This is a genomic window from Epibacterium ulvae (assembly GCF_900102795.1).
GTDB lineage: Bacteria > Pseudomonadota > Alphaproteobacteria > Rhodobacterales > Rhodobacteraceae > Epibacterium > Epibacterium ulvae.
Genome location: NZ_FMWG01000001.1, coordinates 147129 through 165110, shown reverse-complemented (window position 1 = coordinate 165110; position 17982 = coordinate 147129). Strand labels below are relative to the sequence as shown.

The window sequence follows — 17982 nt, the reverse complement described above, 5'->3', positions numbered from 1 at the left end:
GGAATCGCCTCCAGTGTCAATGCAACCTGTGATGCGCAGCTCTGCTGGGATTGCGCTCCCAGATCACGACATGGTGATCGCCGCTGCTATGAAGCTCAGTCAACATACGTTCCGTTTTCAAGCCTGAGAGCGTCGAGAATACATCAAACAAAGCATCTGCGCCCTGAGCATTCACTGGGATAGCCAGCGGCGGTTGCCCGGACTGCTCTAACACCCAATGTGACGGCTTTGCAGTATGATCCAATTGCAGGCTATTCATTTCTGACAAAGCAATCGCACCACCAGAGAGTGGGCCAAAATAAGTGATTTGCCCTTCTTTAACCGATACAAGGCCTGGTCCGCCCGCTCCCAAACGGAACCGAAAACGCTGTCCCGCGACCACAGAAAACAATACGCCAAGGCAGACAATAGCCCACCCGATCCAACGTAAAACTCCAAAAGAGCCAACCGCCCACCACAGACCAAGCGCCACCAAGGCAGCTGCAAAAATCAGCTCACGCCAACGCCAAAGCGCTGCCCGGGCTTCTGGGCGAATAAAGCTCATGTGCATTTCTCCACAGTGGCTGTTTTCTCATGCGTGGGGCTTGCAAACACGACAAGCGCATAGCTGCCGTTTCGCTGAAACCCCAGTGACGTGTAAGCCTTAGCTGCCGCATCACTTGCAGCAAACAAAACCGCGCGTTGCGCCCCCTCATGATGCAAATGTCGCAGCATCAAGGCAACCGCACAACGCGCCAACCCCTGACTGCGCAAATCAGGCGGTGTGTATACTCCGCCAATCTGCACCACTGGTCCCGCTTGGGCATTGATTCCACACATTGAAACCGGGTTTGCACCTCGATAGAGCGCCCAATGTGTCTCCCTAGCGAGAAAGCCAGATACTTCGGCTTCGGCTCGCGTTCCGGCCTCGGCCTGAGGAGCGCCAAGAATTTCGACATTATAATCACGGCGCCACTTCACAATCAATGAACGTGGGGCTTGCGCCAGTGGGCGGAGTTCCAATCCATCAACATTGGGAACATCTAGATCATTGAGGTCCAGAGCGAACCCCGGCTCATCCCGATTAACCTCACAAGGGTGATGTCCAAGGCTCGCATATTTCAGGAACTGACGCGCCTGATGAGCCTCGGCAAGAACTCCGATAATTGTTCTGCCCGCCACCAGACCGGCCGCTGCGCGCCACTCTGCCTCGTTCGCATGAGAGGCCTGTGGCATAACCATGCCTTCGTTTGTGATTGCAAAAACCCCTGAATGGATCCCTTCTTGGGTCCACACCCGTAAAGCCCGCGGCGCATCACTGCCAAGACCGTGAGTCTTTAGGTTGCTGAGCAAAAACATGGAACTTTGCGCGTGCTGCATAAGAAAGTCCTGTATCCAGCTTAAATCGCCCTGTTCTGCCAAGCGCCAAACCATCTACCAATCTCCCAAGGCTTTCTGCCAGAGTGTCATCGCCGCGACTGCTGCCGTATCCGCACGCAGGATTCGTGGCCCAAGACTGACTACATGAGATTGCGCCATCGCATGCAAGCGTTTGCGTTCTGTTTCTGAAAAGCCACCTTCAGGGCCGATCAGTATAGCCCAAGGTGCATTTTCATGCTGTTGGCCATAAAGTTCGAGCGCATTGCCCACCTCTGCTTCATCACAAAACATCAACTGGCGCTCATCCGGCCAGTGATCCAACAGGCGCGACAGTTTTTGCAGGTCATCCACCTCGGGCACAAAGGTGCCACCGCATTGCTCTGCAGCTTCAACTGCATGGGCCTGCAATCGGTCTCGGCGAATACGCTCGGAATTCGTAAAATCAGTTCCTACCGGCAAGATCCGCGCCGCACCCATTTCTGCAGCCTTTTCTACGATAAAATCAGTCCGTGCCTTTTTGATGGGTGCAAATAACAGCCACAGATCAGGCGGCATCTGCAAGGGTTTGCTTTGCTCTTCACATTGTAGCAGCCCACTCCGTTTCCCGGCGTCCACCACTACCGTCTGCCATTCCCCATCGCGCCCATTAAACAACGCAACGCGCGCGCCAGCTTGCAAACGCATGACTCCAAAGAGGTAATGCGCCTGATCGCGGTCTAAAGGAACCGATTGCCCTGCCCCCAAAGGGTGCTCTACATACAGTCTGACTTTTGCACTCATGAGAGCTTACATATGCAAGGCAACGCCCCAACACCAGATGGTCAGGTCGCAGATGCGGTAAAAGACAATTGGGTCGACACAGTCGCCCCGATCTGGAGCCGCCCCTATCTGCGTCTCAGCCGGGCAGATCGACCAATCGGAACCTGGTTGCTGCTTGTTCCCTGTTGGTGGGGACTCGCGCTCGCCATCCTGTGGGATCAAAACGTGGGCTGGAACGATCTCTGGATCGCTGTCAGCTGCGCCGCCGGAGCCTGGCTCATGCGTGGTGCAGGCTGCACTTGGAATGACATCACAGACCGTGATTTTGATGGTAAAGTCGAAAGAACACGTTCGCGCCCAATTCCATCTGGGCAGGTCACCGTCAAAGGCGCCATGCTCTGGATGGGTTTGCAAACCTTGCTGGGCGCGTTGATCCTGTTCAGTTTCAACACTGCGGCAATCCTTATGGGCGTATTGTCGCTGCTGCCGGTGATTATATACCCTTTTGCCAAACGATTCACCTGGTGGCCTCAGCTGTTTTTGGGGATCGCTCTGAATTGGGGCGCTTTGCTGGCCTGGGTCGCGCATACCGGAAGCCTGAGTTGGCCTGCTGTGTTCCTGTATCTCGCAGGGATCAGCTGGACCTTATTTTACGACACGATCTATGCCCATCAAGACACAGAAGATGATGCGTTGATCGGCGTGAAATCCACTGCGCGTCTGTTTGCGGAAAACTCTCCACGCTGGCTACGTCGTTTTTTGCTTCTCACCGTCTCCTTCATGGCGATTGCTGTCTTCGTGGCGCTCAATGGGCGCGAAACACCATTGCCGTTGCTGATCGCACTGATCGGGCCATGGGCCATGGGGTGGCATATGACATGGCAATTGCGACGCTTTAACCCTGATGACAACTTAACCTTGCTAAAGATTTTTCGCGTCAACCGTAACACCGGCTTGATTCCGCTGATATTCTTGATTGCTGCGGTCTTCGCTTGATTGATCAATCTCAGCGCTGTGTTTATTACCGCATGCAAGTGATGATCCAGGATACCAGTACCCGATGCGTTTGAAATCTCTGCTTTTGACTGGTGTAAGCTTTGCCGCCGCCGCTGCGTTGAGCTTGGTTGTCGCGAAATTTGCATTGGACGGTGTTGAAAGCAGTACAGAATTTGCGGTCCGCGCGTCGTTGGATAGTGCAAGTTTTGATTGGGCTGAAGTGACCGCCGATGGTTTACGGGTGATTTTGGAAGGCACTGCACCTGATGAAGCCGCCCGATTTGCTGCAGCATCCGAAATTGGAAAACTGGTGGATGTCTCCCGGATCATTGATCAGATGGCTGTTGTGCCCTCAAAAGGCATTGCACCACCACAGTTTTCAGCTGAAATCTTGCGCAACGACGCAGGGATATCTGTCATCGGGCTGGTCCCGGCCTCTACAAACCGTGATGCGATGGTGGCTGACCTCCATACAATCGCAGGCTCCGAAAACGTTGCAGATTTTCTTGAACCGGCGGCCTATGCGGCACCACGTGGCTGGTCTGAAGCAATGGAATTTGGAATGGAGGCGCTTAAATCGCTGCCGCGTGCAAAGATTTCGGTCACCCCTCATGCCGTCGCAATCACAGCGATCACCGAAAGCACAGAGGCAAAATCGCGATTGGAACGACGCCTCAATAGAATGACCCCTGCTGGACTGCACCTAACCCTAGATATTGCTGCACCACGCCCTGTCATCACACCCTTTACACTGCGGTATTCGCTCACCGAAAACGGCGGACAATTTGATGCCTGTTCAGCCGAAACCGAAGCCAGTCGCGCCCGTATTTTAAGAGCCGCACAATCTGCCGGATTGACGGGGCAAGCTGATTGTACAATCGGTATGGGTGTTCCCTCTCCCAATTGGGCGCGCGCCGTTGAACTGAGCCTTGCAAAGCTTGCTGAGCTGGGCAGTGGGACCGTGACGCTCGCAAACGCGGATATCACACTTGTGGCCACGCAAGGCACCAGTCAGGCCGCCTTTGATCGCGCGGTCGGTGAACTGGAAAACAGCCTTCCTAATGTTTTTGCGCTTCACGCCATTTTGCCTGAAACGCAGGAAGCCAGTGAAGAGACACCTGAATTCTCAGCAACGCTCAGCCCAGAAGGACAGGTACAACTGCGCGGACGAGTGGCAGACAGTACACAAAGCCGAATGACCAACAGTTTTGCCCAAGCGCGGTTCGGAACGACACAGGTGCACAATGCAACTCGGCAGGTCGACGATCTCCCCGCGGATTGGGCGGTACGCATTCTTGCAGCGATGCAGGCACTCTCTATGTTAGAACGTGGCTCTGTCACTGTGTTACCGGACAGTGTCACTATACGTGGTATGAGCTACCGCAAAGATGCGTCTGCAGCGATTGCACGCCTCTTTTCGGAACGCCTTGGGCAGGCCGAAAGCTATGAGCTGGCGATCACCTACGAAGAGCCCCCATTGCCCGAAGATCAACCGCTCACCCCTGAAATCTGCGCCCGCGCATTGGTTGAAGTGCAATCCGATGCCAAGATCACCTTTGAGCCTGGATCTGCGACCGTTGCGACTGGCAGTAAAGACACGCTCGACCAGATTGCTGATATCTTGAAACGCTGCGGTGAGTTAAAGATCGAAATCCAAGGCCATACTGATAGTCAGGGCCGCGAGGCCATGAACCAAGAACTGAGCCAGACCCGTGCAGAATCTGTTTTAAACGCCCTGCGCGCCCGTCGTGTTCCGACGTTGACCTACGAAGCGCGTGGTTACGGCGAAGCCCAGCCCATCGCAGACAACAACACAGCAGAGGGTCGTGAAGCCAATCGCCGGATCGAATTTAAATTGATCCAAGCCGAAGAGCCCGCAACTCCCCCTGATACAACCGCTCTGGAGGCCACTGACCAATGAACGGTCCCGAATTCATTATCGCAACTGCCATCATTCTCTTTGTCGCCTTCCTGATGGGATGGTTTTCTAATTGGCTTGTTCACCGTTTTACACGGGTCAATCAAAGCGATGTCGCAGATTTGGACCGGATGAGCCAAGAGTTGCACGAAGCAGAAGAAACACGCGATCAGGCCATTCACTATCTGCAAAGCCGCGAGGCTGAACTGACCAATCAATTGGCCCAAACCGAGGCGGAACTACGCGCTGCAATGGACGGCCTGCGCGATGCACGTCGCGAAACCGAAGAACTGCGGGCACATCTAAATCACTAGTTCATTTAGTTTACCAGCGCTTCAAAGCCTGTTCATCGGTATCTTTTGCGGCTACCCAATCCGCGTTGCCATCTTTCAGAATTTCTTTTTTCCAAAATGGTGCCCGTGATTTCAGGAAGTCCATCAGAAACTCTGCAGCTTCAAAGGCATCTTTGCGATGACGCGCAGCCGTCGCGACCATCATAATCTGCGCGCCCGGCTCTAAACGTCCATGTCGGTGAATGACCAAAGCATTCGCCAAAGACCAGCGCGCAATCGCCTCAGCTGTAATGGTTTCAAGCGCTTTTTGCGTCATGCCCGGATAGTGCTCGATCTCCATCGCAAGCATATCGCCGGCATCGGCGTCGCGAACAATACCAGTAAACGTCACCACTGCGCCTGCATTGTCCAAACCAGTTGAAAATGAACTTGCAACTTCGCCTAGGTCGAAATCTTCTGTCTGAACCCGCACATCCATGGCTTTACCCCCCAGTCATTGGGGGGAAAAAGGCAACTTCACGCACACCTTCAAGCGGGGCATCAAAGTCGCTCAGCTCCTGATCCAAAGCCACGCGCAATGCCGTTAGGTCAGAAAACGCAAGAGCGTAGCGCTCTTCCCGTGCGGCAAGTTCCTGCACCAACTCATTCACCGTTGTCGCAGAGGTCTCGACCACTTCACGCGGCTCACCAATACGTTCCCGAACCCATGCAAAATATAAAACATCCATCACGCAGGTTCCTTTAAATGAGGAAGGGCTTTGCGGAAGTAATCTGCCCCCGTCAGAAAAGTCAAAATCGCAGCCAGCCACAGCAACCACAGTCCCAAACGGCCACTCCACACCATCCCCTCAAAGGTCAGGCGCAGGTACTGGGTATCTTCCACGGCCCCGGTCATGATCTGATCGACCATATCCTGATCCATCCCCCAAACTGCCATCCCAAGGTAGTGTTCAAAGATCCCTTTGCCAAACAAAACCGCAATGGCCAGCATTTGGACTGTGGTTTTCCACTTGGCCAATTTTGTCACCTTCAACGTGCCTGCCGTGTCACCAAGGTATTCACGCAGCCCAGAGACAAAGACTTCCCGAAATAAGATAATCGTCGCTGGAAGGACCAGCCACGGAATCCAGTTGTCTTCGGAATACCCAACGATGACCATCAGGGCGACAACCACCATCGCCTTATCTGCAATAGGGTCTAACATGGCTCCTAATTTGGTTTCCTGCTTCCACAGGCGAGCCAGATAGCCATCAAACCAATCGGTCAGCGCAGCCCCCAGAAACAGCAAAAGGGCAAGCCAATCTGCCAAAGGGCGCGCAAAATAAAGAAACATGATCGCCACGCCCGGCGCCGCAAGCAGCCGCAGTGTGGTCAGAATATTGGGTATCGTCCATCGCATGAGGCGCACAGTAGCCGTGCTGGCCGGTGGTGAAAAGCACCCTTTCGCTCTTTTGTCGTCAGAACACTTAGACTTACAGCATCTCTAACCCTGTGCATGAAAATGATCGTAGATCCGTTCAGCAAGAGCATCAGATATACCATCCACCGCCCGCAGATCAGCCAGATCTGCGCGTGTGACAGCTTTGGCACTGCCAAAGTGTATTAGGAGCGCGCGTTTGCGTGATGCGCCCACGCCGGGCACATCATCAAGAGGATTTGCGCTCATTGACTTGGCCCGTTTTGCCCGATGCGTACCAATAGCAAAACGGTGTGCCTCGTCTCGCAGGCGCTGGATAAAATAAAGAACCGGATCATTACGCTGTAGCGCAAAGGGGCGCTCTCCGATGCGATAAAACTCCTCCTTGCCGTGATCCCGATCCTCCCCTTTGGCGACCCCGACCATGGGGATATCCTGTACGCCGTGCTCTTCCATGATTTCAGCAACGGCACTGACCTGCCCCGCCCCACCATCAATTAACAGTAAATCAGGCCAGAGCCCTTTGTCGCGTCCGGGGTCTTCTTTCAGTAAACGTGAAAAGCGCCGATGCAGCACCTCTTTCATCATGCCAAAGTCATCACCAGGCGTCAGGTCATCGCCTTTGATGTTAAACTTGCGATACGCATTTTTCACAAACCCTTCTGGGCCAGCGACAATCATACCGCCTACCGCATTCGTACCTTGAATATGCGAGTTGTCGTAGACCTCAATCCGTTGCGGCGGCCCCTCAAGCGCGAAAGCCTCGGCCAGCCCTCGCAGCAATTTAGCCTGTGTCGCACTTTCAGCCATTTTCCGCGCGAGACTTTCACGCGCGTTTCGCACAGCACCCGCCACCAGCTCCGTTTTTTCTCCACGAATAGGAACAAGAATTTCAACCTTACGCCCTGCCTTTTCGCTGAGCGCATCACACATCAAATCAGTATTCTCGATCCCATCTGACAGGATCAACTGCCGCGGTACTTCTTTGTTATCGTAGAACTGTCCGACAAAGGCCTCCATCACCTCTGCAGGGGAGTTGTCGGCGTCAATGCGCGGGTAGAAATCCTGATTGCCCCAGTTTTGATTGGCGCGAATAAAGAACACTTGAACGCAAGCTTGGCCCTTTTCGATATGAAGCCCGATTATATCAGCCTCAGCGACTCCACGCGGATTAATGCCTTGCACCGACTGCACCTGTGTTAGCGCCTTGATCCGGTCGCGTAAGGCGGCAGCGCGTTCGAACTCCATCGCCTCAGACGCTGCCATCATCTGTTCCGCAAGCTCTTCCTGAATTTTGGTCGAGCGCCCCGACAAAAAGCGTTCTGCATCGCGGACGCTTTCATTATAATCTTCGCGAGAAATCATACCCGTACAAGGCGCCGAGCAACGCTTAATCTGATATTGCAGACAAGGCCGAGTGCGACTGTCAAACATCGCATCTGAACAATTGCGCAGCAAAAATGCTTTTTGCAGCTGGTTCAGCGTGCGGTTCACAGCGCCAGCACTGGCAAAAGGTCCAAAATAGCTCCCGTTTTCTTTACGCGCGCCGCGATGCTTTTTGATCTGCGCGAAGGCATGGTTTTTCGCAACAATGATATTGGGAAAACTCTTATCATCCCGCAGCAAAACATTGTATTTCGGCTTCAGCTGCTTAATCAGATTCTGCTCAAGCAAAAGCGCCTCGGTTTCTGTCCGTGTGGTCAAAAACATCATCGAAGCTGTCAGAGAAATCATCTTCTCGATACGAGGCGAATTTCCCGGACGCGTGTAATTGCTAACGCGCGCCCGCAGATTACGAGCCTTTCCGACATATAACACCCGACTCTCAGCATCGAGCATACGATAGACGCCCGGTGATGTTTCCAGCGTTTTTACATAATGCTGGATAACCTTGTAGCCTGTTGGGATGGAAACCTTTTCCGGTGTCACGTCGTCGGTATTATTTGCCGTATCTGTCATGGAATCAGTCTTAGGCTGGGTCTAAGTAGGCTGCAATATCAGCGTGCCTTTCGCAATGCTCAACAAGTCCACGAATCCTGTGGATAACCCTGATGATATCTTCTGATTATCCGCCATTTTTCCTTGAAATATAGAGGTTTCGCTCAAATGATTAATTTTTAGGCAATCAATTAAGGTATTGTTTTTAAGCGAAAAATTATTATCCAAAAAGCCTCTTTCACGTTCTCGAAACTTTATGTAACGGAATCGCAACCAACAGCAAAGCATGTTGATTCTTTGTGGCGGTTAACGAAATATTAACAGCCAAGTTGCGTTATTCATGACCTGAAACATCCGGCGTTTCCCACGCCAAATGTTGCCCACCGTCCACACAAATCATCTGACCAGTTACTGACTTAGCGTGTAGAAAATAGCTTACCGCCGACTGAATATCATCCAAATCCGCACCACGTTGAAGGATTGTAGCCGCACGTTGGTCTTTAAAATCTTCAGGTGCCTGCCGCGCGCCCTGTAGCGTCGGACCCGGCCCAATTGCATTAACCCGAATATGCGGAGCAAGTGCTTGGGCTGCTGTTTGCGTCAATGTCCAAAGCGCAGACTTTGCGAGCGTATAGGTCGCAAACTTAGGCGTCAGGCGTCGCACACGCTGATCCACAAAATTCAAGATCAGTGCTGAGGCACAGGGCTCACCTCCCTGCGTTTGCGCAGTCAGCTCCTGTTCAGCCATCGCCTGGGTCAACACAAAAGGCGCCCGTAAATTGCTGCCGAAATGACGATCCCAACTCTGACGCGTGGCGGTTGTCAGATCATCTTCTTCAAAGATGGATGCATTGTTAACCAAACAGGTGATCGGTCCCCCTAGCCCGTCAGCGGCTTGTGGCAGCAAAGTCTGCAGAGCCAATTCGTCCAGCAGATCCGCTTGCAGAGGGACAGCACGCTGTCCCAAGTTATGGATCTGCGCACACGTGTCTGCTGCGCCCGCCTCAGAAGTCGCATAATGCACCGCGATATCATATCCGTGGCGCGCAAGTTCAACTGCCACCGCCTGACCGATACGTTGCCCTGCTCCGGTTACAAGTGCACGCATGGTCTGTCCCTCCAAAAGTGATGTAAATCGATTAGAACAAAGACACCATGTAGACAACGTAGAGACCAGAGAACCCGATCCCCCAAGCCCGAGTGATGTCCTTTTTGAAGAAAACAAAAGGCACCAGCAAAAGTGACGCGCCAAGCATGACCCAAAAATCATATGTCATAAAGCGATCTGCAACTGGTATATCTCCAATGAATGTCGCGATACCGATGATCGCAAGCAGATTGAACATATTTGACCCGATCACATTGCCAAGCGCGACTTCAGCCTGTTGGCGCAGTGCAGCCATGACTGTTGTGGCGAGTTCCGGTAAGGATGTCCCGACGGCAACCAACGTCAAACCAATCACAGTCTCGCTCACACCATAAGTGCGCGCAATGACTGTTGCATTATCAACCAAAAGATCTGCCCCAAGCGGAAGCCCAATGAGGCCCAAAACCAGATAGATAGCAATCCGCCAATACGGCATATTTGGATCAGCTTCTTCGATATCTTCCAGCTCATCTGCCTGCCCACTCATCTTACGATGTGCTTTTGCCTCGCGTGCCGCGATCAGCAACACAACAGTCAACAATGCAAGCAGAGCGATGCCAGAGAATAGAGTGAACGTGCCAACAAAAGCCAGCGCAACAAAAACCAACGATGCTACGATCATAAAGACATAATTTTTGCGCGTGTCGCAGTGGCTGGTCTGCAATCCAGTCATCAAGGCTGGAATACCTAGCACCAGAAGAACATTCGCCGTATTTGACCCAACAACATTACCCAGCGCAATACCAGGTGCGTGATCATCAACCGCTTCAATCGCAATAAGCAACTCAGGCGCGGAAGTACCGAAAGCAACAATTGTTAAGCTTACAATCAAAGCAGGGACGCCAAGGCGCAAGCTTAGGTTCACTGCCCCGCGCACCAATGCATCACCCGCCAACAACAAAACGACCAGCCCCAAAGCCGAGTACAGCCATGGCATCATGTGCCACGTCCTCCATGTCCACAGCCACAGGGGCCTTTTCCAATTCTAAATCGCCCACATTGCGGACAACGTGCGGATTTCAGGTGCTTGTGACCCGGCAAGCGCAATTTTCCAAACATGGCCAATACACCCATCGCCACCAGAAATAATGTTACAATCTTAAAAAGCACGTCAGAGGCCAAAACGTGCAAAAGATGCGCGCTCCTCGATGGCTGTCATGGCATCTTCAGCCACACGTATTCCTACATGGCTCAGCAATGATTTTTTAGGACCATGCACTCGAAACCGTACTTTTTCACCAAGGATCTCTTTCATCTTTGGTCTTAGGTGCCCAATACCATCAATCAACCCAAGCGCTTCAGCGCGACGCGCAAGCCAAATCTCACCGGTAAACAAGTCCTGATCTTGCGCAAGCCTGTCTGCACGACGAGTCTTTACGTGGGTTTTAAACACCTCATGAATATCACCCAACAGTGTTTCAAGCCGGGCAACATCTTCCGGCTTTTGCGGGCTAAAAGGGTCCAGCATGGATTTACTCTCACCCGCAGTGTGGACACGCCGTTCAATTCCCTGACGGGCTAGGAAAACATGCGCGCCAAAACCAGATGAAATAACACCGATTGAACCAACCACTGAACTTTCATCGGCCCAGATTTCATCAGCTGCAGCAGCCAGCCAGTACCCGCCCGAGGCGGCCACATCTTCGACAAAGGCATAAACCGGAACACTCAGCTCTTCCGACAAACGACGGATCCGTGCGCCAATCAATGAGCTCTGAACAGGAGAGCCACCCGGCGAGTTGATCTGTAGTGCCACAGCGGCGGGTTTGCCCTTACGAAAGGCTTTTTCCAGCACAGGTGCCAACCCAACATCGTTGAGCGACCCGCGCCCAGAGGAACCGATTGCCCCTGAAAGGCGCACGACAGCGACCAAGGGCGCTTTTTTAAAGAGGGGCAATTTATATCTCATAGCGAGCATGTAGAATGCCGCCATGGGTGAAACAAGATCCACACCCGAATGGAATGCCTCACATTTGCAAAAACATCCCAACTGAGGCGTAAAATTGCAACGCTTCTCAAGTCGGTGATGGTGGCATCATACAGCGGCCGCGCCGCGCATCGTGCGGCGCCAAGCCCAACGAAGGATGGGCAATATTTAGATTGTCATCCTTGGACGGGAGCCCTCGCGTGCATAGACCATGCATTCGTTAGTCCCGAATGCGCCAACCGGTTTTGAAAATCCAACCAATCACTGCCAAACACACCAGTGTAAACCCTCCGATCGCAAGCAGGCTGACCAGTACGGGCACATCCGCTGCACCAAAAAACGACCAACGAAATCCTGAGATCAAATAGACGACTGGATTAAACAACGTCACCGTCTGCCAAACGGGTGGCAGCATAGATATCGAATAAAACGCACCGCCCAGAAAAACCAAAGGCGTGACAACCAACAGAGGCACCAGTTGCAATTGTTCAAAACTTTTTGCCCATATCCCAATAATGAACCCAAGCAGAGCAAAGCTGAGACTGGTCAAAACAAGAAACAAGATCATCGCAACAGGATGTGCAACCGGCAGATCCACAAACAGCGCTGCAGTGCCAAGAATCACCACACCGATAAACAGCGCCTTACTGGCCGCCGCCCCGACATATCCCAGCACCACTTCAAGAAAATTGATTGGCGCTGATAAAACCTCATAGATTGTACCGATAAATTTGGGGAAATAGATCCCGAAAGAGGCATTTGAAATACCCTGCGTCATCACGCTCAGCATAATCAGACCCGGTACAATAAAGGCCCCATATTCAATTCCATCCACCTCTTGGATCCGGCTTCCAATAGCAGATCCAAACACGACGAAATAAAGCGAGGTCGATAAGACAGGCGATAAAAAGCTTTGCAACAGCGTGCGAAAGAAACGCGCCATTTCGAATTTGTAAATCGCAGCAACCGCTGTCCAGTTCATGCTGCATCCTCCGCAACCAGATCAACAAAGATCTCTTCCAACGAACTTTGGCGGGTTTGTACGTCACTTAGCACCAATCCGGCCTCTGCCACCGCGTTGAGCAAGCCCGTAATGCCGGTTCGATCTTGTTTCACATCATAGCTGTAAATCAGCGCGTGCCCATCCGCAGCAAGCGTCAGATCGTATCCAGACAACGCCTCCGGCACGTCTTCAATCGGAGCAGAAAGCTGGACCTCCAATTGCTTTTGCCCCAGCCGCACCATCAGTGTATCTTTGTGTTCAACCAGTAATATTTCGCCACGTCGAATGACACCAATACGATCTGCGATAGCTTCGGCCTCTTCGATGTAGTGAGTGGTCAAAATGATGGTGACACCCTGCGCCTTCAGATCTGCAACGATCTTCCACATATCTTTGCGCAGCTCAACATCCACACCTGCGCTAGGTTCATCCAAAAACAACAATTGCGGTTCATGGCTCAGCGCCTTGGCAATCAGCACCCGTCGCTTCATGCCACCGGACAATTCCATAATTTTGGACTTCCTCTTATCCCAAAGCGAAAGCTTTTTGAGAATATCTTCAAGCAATGCGTCATTGCGCGGTTTACCAAACAAACCACGCGAAAAACTTACAGTGCTCCAAACCGTTTCGAACGGTTCCAGATTGATTTCCTGTGGGACCAAGCCGATCATGTTTCGAGCGGCGCGATACTCGGTTACGATGTCATGACCTCCGACTTTTACCGAACCGGAAGAAGCCGTAGTTATCCCACAAATCGTTGAAATCAATGTGGTCTTCCCAGCGCCATTTGGCCCCAAAAGCGCTAGAATTTCACCCCGCTCAATCTCAAGGGTGACATTCTTCAACGCTTCGAATCCACCCTCATAGGTCTTGCGCAAAGCGTTGATGGATAGGATGGCAGACATAGCGTCTCCGTGATTTGCACCTAGAATTATGCGCACTCTAGCCAGATCATCACAAGCACACCATCAGTGCGCTTGCGCAATAGTATGTGCACCAGCGCAGAGTTGCAAAAAACCCGCAACCAAAGGATGCAGATTTTAGAGTTACTCAGCTTTTGGCTTTTGCGCTGCTGCTTTTATGCGCTGCAACAAAGATGATTTATCAGCTGCTTTGTCATAAGGGTTCTTGGCAGAGCCTTTTGCATTGTGTTCGTTATGGCGTGGCTTGTTCTTGCCAAGTTTTGGCGCGCCTGCGGCTTTGTAATCCATGGCTTATCCTTCTCTGGCTCAACGCGTCTCGCGCACAGTATCAATCATCAATTGCACATGGTCAGGGTTTGCATCGGGGGTAATACCATGCCCCAGATTGAAAACATGCGCCCCCTTGCCAAACGCTTGTACGATACGGCGCGTATCATCCACCAATTCCTGCCCACCCGTGACCATGTGTCGGGACGCCAAATTCCCCTGAACGCAGCCATCTGTCTGCACATGTTGTGCAGCCCATTCAGGGTCAACGGAATTGTCCAAGGCCACACAATCCACACCAGTTGCTTTGGCAAAACCTACATATTTCTCTTTGGCTTCTCGCGGAAAGCCAATTACCGGCACATTTGGATGGCGCGCTTTCAAAGCTGCCGTGATCTGGCGACAGGGCTCTAACGCATATTTTTCGAAATCATCACCAATCAAAGAGCCTGCCCAGCTGTCAAAGATCTTGACCACCTCAGCACCAGCTTCAATCTGCATCGAGAGATACGCAATCGTTGCATCCGTAATTCGCGCCAATAAGGCCTCAAACAGTGCCTTATTTTCCGCCTTCAGCGCATGTGCTGGGCCCTGATCAGGTGTCCCGCGCCCGGCGATCATGTAGGTCGCCACAGTCCAGGGCGCACCTGCAAAACCAATCAGAGTTGTGTCTTTTGGCAGTGCACCAGACAAGTTTCGCACGGTCTGGTAAATTGGATTAAGGGTCTCATGGATATCGCTCACCGGGCCCAGTTTGGCAAAATCCGCCTCAGTCGTGATCGTCGAGAGACGTGGCCCTTCTCCTGTCACGAACCACAGATCCGCGCCCAGTGCCTGTGGGATCAACAGGATATCAGCAAATAGAATAGCCGCATCAAACCCATAACGTCGGATCGGTTGCAACGTCACTTCGGTCGCCAGATCAGAGTTATAGCAAAGCGACAGGAAATCACCCGCCTCTGCCCGCGTCGCGCGATATTCTGGCAAATAGCGTCCCGCCTGACGCATCATCCAGATCGGTGGTACCTCTTGCACCTCCCCCGCCAGAGCACGCAGGAGTTTCTTTTGATTGGCTGTGGTCACGTCGGGCACCTCAAAATTGTTCCCCTTCTGGTCTTCTTTTAGCGACAAATTGTCAAGGTAGGTCGCGGATTGCTTGCCACGGCAAATTGCCGCGATTAGACCTTCGATTATGACACCAACCCTGCCCTCTCCCGCTTCACCCCTTAAAATCGGCACCCGTGGTTCGCCGCTTGCGCTGGCACAGGCTTATGAAACCCGGCTGCGATTGATGGCTGCTTTTGCTTTGCCCGAAGAGGCATTTGAAATTGTTGTGATCACCACCAGCGGCGACAATCGACAAATGATTGAGGCTGATCGCCCGCTGAAAGAAATCGGCAACAAGGGTTTGTTCACCAAAGAGATTGAAGAAGCCATGCTCGATGGCCGCATCGATATATCAGTACACTCAACAAAAGACATGCCTGTGGAACAGCCAAACGGGTTGGTACTGGATACCTTCCTGCCCCGCGAAGATCCTCGAGACGCATTTGTATCACAAAGCGTCACACAGATTGGCGATCTTCCCGACAGCGCGGTAGTGGGCACCTCGTCACTGCGTCGCAAAGCGCAGCTTTTACACAAACGCCCTGACCTGCAGGTGGTTGAATTTCGTGGCAATGTGCAGACCCGATTGAAAAAGCTAAACGACGGTGTCGCCAGTTGTACATTCCTCGCGCAGGCAGGTCTGAACAGATTAGATGCAAAAGACGTGCCCGCAACACCAGTGCCTGCAGAAGACATGCTGCCTGCAATCGCACAAGGCGCTATTGGCATCGAACGTCGCAGTGACGATATGAACGCCGCTGATCTATTATCTGCCCTACATGACCCTGAAACGGCCCAGCGCCTAACGGCGGAACGCGCTTTCTTGGCGGCTCTGGATGGATCCTGCGAAACACCAATTGCGGGGCTGGCTGAAATTGACGGCAACGTGTTACGACTTAGAGGCGAGGTTTTGCGCCCAGATGGGTCGGAAATCATAACTGCGGATCAAAACTGCCCTATCGAAGACGGTGCGGCACTTGGTCGTGCAATGGCAGCAGAACTGTTAGAGAAGGCTGGGCCGGGGTTCTTTGACTGGCGCTAAGTCAGCGTTGTTGCGACCAGCGCTGCCACGCAGCAGGCGTACCCCGAAACACGTTGATATCAACATTTCCCGCGATACCGGGGATACGTCCCGTGCCGGTGTACTGCCAGAATCTCCAGCTCTGCCCCGGATAAACTTCGCTTGGATGCGCCGCAACTGAGCGAAGCCAGAATTCGGTGCCGCGCAATCTGCCAATGCCTGTATCTTTATAGAAATCCGGCGTGGTGTAGACGATGGGCCGTTTTCCATAATGGCGCTCTAACATATTCAGAAATATCCGTGCCTCGGACCGTACTTTATTCGGAGAGGGGCGATGGCGACAAGTTTTTGAGGTCGGCGTCCACTCCATATCAAGCACATGCGGCAAGGCAGAGCGATCTTTGGGAACATTGCGTATAAACCACCGTGCCTGTTCCGCCGCAGAGCGGCAGAAATAATAGTAGTGATACGCGCCCCGTGGCACACCTGCCCGTTTCGCAGCTCGCCAATGTGTGCGAAATTTTGGATCAAACACGTCCCCGCCCTCTGTTGCCTTCATAAAAGCAAACGAAACACCGGACTGACGTGCGCGTCTCCAGTCGATATCACCCTGCCAGCGCGAAATATCAATCCCATGCACCGCATAGCTGCTAGGGGGGCGGCGTCTCCATTCAACCGGGTCCGCATCCCCAAACCGCGTCTGAAATAGGCGCTGCTCTCCTGTCGTCCCTCCACGATCAGCGGGTTGTGAGCCGGGCGTACAAGCGATCAAAAGACTTGTCAGAGCAACACCAACCCACTTCACACGCATTCTGCGACCTCAAACTCAACTCACGACAGGATAGATCAACTATAACGAGCGTCTGCAATCAGGGTCGAGGGGGAACAAATCTGATTGTTACGCAAAATCGATCAGAGTTTTGTGAATTCAAACCGCGTGTGTGCAAGCGCCGGTTCGTCGGGCAATAAATCCACCTGCGCGCGCCAGGGTTGGTTGGGGGCATCGACCCACGCGTGCGGCTCCAACGCGACCCCTGCACGCGGACCATAACTGCGCCCGTCAAGGCCTATACCGGGCAGATCCATCGCGCCCGCGTCATAGATCTGCAAACCAGCTTCGGTGCTCTGCACATCCATCCGCAGGTTACCAGCCTCAAGAGAGGCGATCGGGCGCATCAGAGTGCGACCGTCCGACAGGCAGAAGTGATCATCAAGCCCCAATGGAACGGGCTGCGGAGTGCGCAGATCATATGATGTTTTTGCGACCCGAACCGGCGCGCCTGACGGCAAGCCACCAATCAGAGGCAAGCGCTGATCCGCGTGAACCATCAAGCGATGATGTTCAATCGTAGTGCTCCCATCCAGATTGAAATAAGGATGTGGCGCAAGTGTGCACACCGTTGCAACTTCAGAAGTAGCCGCCAGCGTCAGCTCTAACCCTGCCCCATGAATATTATATCTTGCTTTGATCGTAATGGGACCGGGAAATCCCATATGCCCATCTGGGAGTGTCAGCGCAAAAGTCGCAGCTGTTTCATCCGCGTCTTCCAATTGCCAATTGAGCATAGCACAGCCCAAACGCCCACCATGTAGCGTGTTTGCGCCCTGTTCGTTCTGATCAAGCTGCAGAGTCTGTCCACCAACAGGTAAACACCCGCCTCGGATACGGTTGGCAACCGGTCCGACAATCGGTCCAAGATAAGCCGCGCGCGTGAAATAATCCTCCACCGCATCAAACCCCAACACCAGCGGATGCTCGATCCCTTCCAGTCGCAAATCACGCAGGCTTGCACCAAAGGTCAAAAGGCGTGCAGACATCTGATCATTCTGAAGCGAGACCTCATGAACATCAGAACCATCAGGCGCAGTTGCAACAGTCTGAACAGGCATTTTCAGGCTCCTTTGGG

The 17982-nt window shown here is 52.8% G+C and carries 20 protein-coding genes; 4 read left to right on the top strand and 16 right to left on the bottom strand.

All coding sequences use genetic code 11. From position 1 onward, the window contains the following. Nucleotides 1-16: 16 nt before the first annotated feature. From BLP79_RS00845 to BLP79_RS00835, 3 genes are read right to left on the bottom strand one after another with little or no spacing between them, the layout of a single operon-like run. Nucleotides 17-544: a hypothetical protein gene (locus BLP79_RS00845; protein WP_090214809.1), complete on the bottom strand. Its 528-nt coding sequence runs from the start codon at nucleotides 542-544 to the stop codon at nucleotides 17-19. Further along, a complete protein-coding gene (locus BLP79_RS00840; protein ID WP_090214806.1) occupies nucleotides 541-1413 on the bottom strand; it encodes a GNAT family N-acetyltransferase in 873 nt (290 codons plus the stop codon). Before BLP79_RS00840 ends, BLP79_RS00845 begins: the two co-directional genes overlap by 4 nt. Further along, a complete protein-coding gene (locus BLP79_RS00835) occupies nucleotides 1414-2139 on the bottom strand; it encodes a 16S rRNA (uracil(1498)-N(3))-methyltransferase (protein ID WP_090214803.1) in 726 nt (241 codons plus the stop codon). It lies immediately after the preceding gene. A 12-nt stretch (nucleotides 2140-2151) separates the two neighbouring features. Here BLP79_RS00835 and ubiA point away from each other — a divergent pair, with 12 nt between their 5' ends. From ubiA to BLP79_RS00820, 3 genes are all read left to right on the top strand, one after another. After that, complete coding sequence (gene ubiA / locus BLP79_RS00830; RefSeq protein WP_090214801.1) at nucleotides 2152-3114, top strand: 4-hydroxybenzoate octaprenyltransferase; 963 nt, start codon at nucleotides 2152-2154, stop codon at nucleotides 3112-3114. Nucleotides 3115-3178: 64 nt separating this feature from the next. Continuing rightward, entirely contained in the window at nucleotides 3179-5035 is a 1857-nt protein-coding gene (locus tag BLP79_RS00825) for an OmpA family protein (protein WP_090214798.1), read from the top strand. Further along, nucleotides 5032-5346: a hypothetical protein gene (locus tag BLP79_RS00820; RefSeq protein ID WP_090214795.1), complete on the top strand. Its 315-nt coding sequence runs from the start codon at nucleotides 5032-5034 to the stop codon at nucleotides 5344-5346. The genes BLP79_RS00825 and BLP79_RS00820 overlap by 4 nt, the downstream gene beginning before the upstream one ends. Before the next feature lie 10 nt (nucleotides 5347-5356). Here the strand turns inward: BLP79_RS00820 and BLP79_RS00815 are convergent, their stop codons facing one another. The 11 genes from BLP79_RS00815 to hemE form a co-directional block, all read right to left on the bottom strand. Next, nucleotides 5357-5803: a molybdenum cofactor biosynthesis protein MoaE gene (locus BLP79_RS00815; protein WP_090214792.1), complete on the bottom strand. Its 447-nt coding sequence runs from the start codon at nucleotides 5801-5803 to the stop codon at nucleotides 5357-5359. 4 nt (nucleotides 5804-5807) lie between these two features. Continuing rightward, nucleotides 5808-6053, bottom strand: a complete 246-nt coding sequence (gene moaD / locus BLP79_RS00810; RefSeq protein ID WP_090214788.1) for a molybdopterin converting factor subunit 1 — start codon at nucleotides 6051-6053, stop codon at nucleotides 5808-5810. Beyond that, nucleotides 6053-6724, bottom strand: coding sequence for a CDP-diacylglycerol--glycerol-3-phosphate 3-phosphatidyltransferase (gene pgsA, locus BLP79_RS00805; protein WP_090215634.1), 672 nt, complete (start codon nucleotides 6722-6724; stop codon nucleotides 6053-6055). The genes moaD and pgsA overlap by 1 nt, the downstream gene beginning before the upstream one ends. Nucleotides 6725-6808: 84 nt before the next feature. Continuing rightward, a complete protein-coding gene (uvrC, locus tag BLP79_RS00800; RefSeq protein WP_090214786.1) occupies nucleotides 6809-8701 on the bottom strand; it encodes an excinuclease ABC subunit UvrC in 1893 nt (630 codons plus the stop codon). 313 nt (nucleotides 8702-9014) lie between these two features. Continuing rightward, the gene (locus tag BLP79_RS00795; RefSeq protein WP_090214783.1) at nucleotides 9015-9788 is read right to left on the bottom strand and encodes an SDR family oxidoreductase; all 774 of its coding nucleotides are present in this window, start codon (nucleotides 9786-9788) and stop codon (nucleotides 9015-9017) included. 31 nt (nucleotides 9789-9819) lie between these two features. Continuing rightward, nucleotides 9820-10767: a calcium/sodium antiporter gene (locus tag BLP79_RS00790; RefSeq protein ID WP_090214780.1), complete on the bottom strand. Its 948-nt coding sequence runs from the start codon at nucleotides 10765-10767 to the stop codon at nucleotides 9820-9822. A gap of 171 nt (nucleotides 10768-10938) precedes the next feature. Continuing rightward, nucleotides 10939-11736: a S49 family peptidase gene (locus BLP79_RS00780; RefSeq protein WP_090215631.1), complete on the bottom strand. Its 798-nt coding sequence runs from the start codon at nucleotides 11734-11736 to the stop codon at nucleotides 10939-10941. A gap of 238 nt (nucleotides 11737-11974) precedes the next feature. Beyond that, nucleotides 11975-12736, bottom strand: a complete 762-nt coding sequence (locus BLP79_RS00775; protein WP_090214774.1) for an ABC transporter permease — start codon at nucleotides 12734-12736, stop codon at nucleotides 11975-11977. Continuing rightward, nucleotides 12733-13662 carry an ABC transporter ATP-binding protein gene (locus BLP79_RS00770; protein ID WP_090214771.1) on the bottom strand — a complete coding sequence of 310 codons (930 nt, stop codon included), beginning with the start codon at nucleotides 13660-13662 and terminating at the stop codon, nucleotides 12733-12735. Before BLP79_RS00770 ends, BLP79_RS00775 begins: the two co-directional genes overlap by 4 nt. 141 nt (nucleotides 13663-13803) lie before the next feature. Then, a complete protein-coding gene (locus tag BLP79_RS19590; RefSeq protein ID WP_170830434.1) occupies nucleotides 13804-13968 on the bottom strand; it encodes a hypothetical protein in 165 nt (54 codons plus the stop codon). 18 nt (nucleotides 13969-13986) lie between these two features. Continuing rightward, on the bottom strand, nucleotides 13987-15030 hold the full coding sequence (hemE, locus tag BLP79_RS00765) for a uroporphyrinogen decarboxylase (RefSeq protein ID WP_090215628.1): 1044 nt from the start codon (nucleotides 15028-15030) through the stop codon (nucleotides 13987-13989). Nucleotides 15031-15139: 109 nt separating this feature from the next. On the opposite strand from hemE, the gene hemC reads away from it, so the two are divergent. Beyond that, nucleotides 15140-16096 carry a hydroxymethylbilane synthase gene (gene hemC, locus BLP79_RS00760; protein WP_090214769.1) on the top strand — a complete coding sequence of 319 codons (957 nt, stop codon included), beginning with the start codon at nucleotides 15140-15142 and terminating at the stop codon, nucleotides 16094-16096. A 1-nt stretch (nucleotide 16097) separates the two neighbouring features. Here hemC and BLP79_RS00755 read toward each other — a convergent pair whose 3' ends face one another. Both BLP79_RS00755 and BLP79_RS00750 read right to left on the bottom strand, forming a co-directional pair. After that, nucleotides 16098-16886 (bottom strand): glycoside hydrolase family 25 protein, encoded by a 789-nt coding sequence (locus tag BLP79_RS00755; protein WP_090214765.1) that lies wholly within the window; start codon nucleotides 16884-16886, stop codon nucleotides 16098-16100. A 101-nt stretch (nucleotides 16887-16987) separates the two neighbouring features. Beyond that, nucleotides 16988-17965, bottom strand: a complete 978-nt coding sequence (locus BLP79_RS00750) for an aldose epimerase family protein (protein ID WP_090214762.1) — start codon at nucleotides 17963-17965, stop codon at nucleotides 16988-16990. Between the last annotated feature and the right edge of the window lie 17 nt (nucleotides 17966-17982).